Consider the following 832-nt stretch of genomic DNA (forward strand, 5'->3'; position numbering starts at 1 on the left):
TAGGGTGTGTCCTCATTTGGCTTTACACCAAATCAACATGCAGGCTATACGGATCATAGACTGATAATTTCGTGCAAGCTTATCGAATCGGGTTGCAATAGCACGGAAATGTTTTAATCTTGCAAACACATTTTCAACTAAATGTCTTAATTGATATAGATATTTATCAAACTCCTTATTCGATCTTTTACTATTTGATCTCATTGGAATAATGGGAATCATATCCTTGTTCTGGGCATATATTCTAATGTGCTCAGCATCATACCCCTTGTCAGCAATGAGATAAGTTGCCTCGCCTACAGTATCAATCAGTTGTTTTGCAACTTGACTGTCGTGGACGTCACCCCCAGTGATTTTAAAATCAATCGGTAATCCATTCGCGTCGGTTGCAAGATGTATTTTTGTTGTTCGTCCACCACGTGATTGTCCAATTGCTCTTTTAAAACCATGCCGAGCTCCACTTGCATGTTGATGCACGCGTATGTAGCTTCCGTCAATGAATACCCATTCCTGATCCAGGACGCCTCGTAATCTAAAAAAAATTTATCCCACAATCCCTTGCTTGCCCAACGATTAAAACGATTATAAGCAGTTTGCCAAGGACAAAATTCTTGAGGAATATCACGCCATGTGGCGCCTGTACGCAGTTTCCATAAGATCGCTTCCATGATATTTCTACTGTTTTTTGAACAGTAGCAACCATGTAATCACATAGTATCTTGAATTTGCTGCCAGATATCATCGGTAAGAAGAGTACGTGCCATTGAAAATATAGAAATAAAAATAACTCAAAGGAAGATCTTAAGTATGTAAAACCAATTCTTCAAATGAG

The 832-nt window shown here is 38.7% G+C and carries 1 pseudogene; it reads right to left on the reverse strand.

The features are described from left to right. Positions 1 to 12 precede the first annotated feature (12 nt). Positions 13 to 764 (reverse strand): annotated as a pseudogene (locus E2B99_RS13995) (IS5 family transposase). Between the last annotated feature and the right edge of the window lie 68 nt (positions 765 to 832).

Origin of the sequence: Alkanindiges illinoisensis, assembly GCF_004377485.1 — a bacterium.
Lineage (GTDB): Bacteria > Pseudomonadota > Gammaproteobacteria > Pseudomonadales > Moraxellaceae > Alkanindiges > Alkanindiges illinoisensis_A.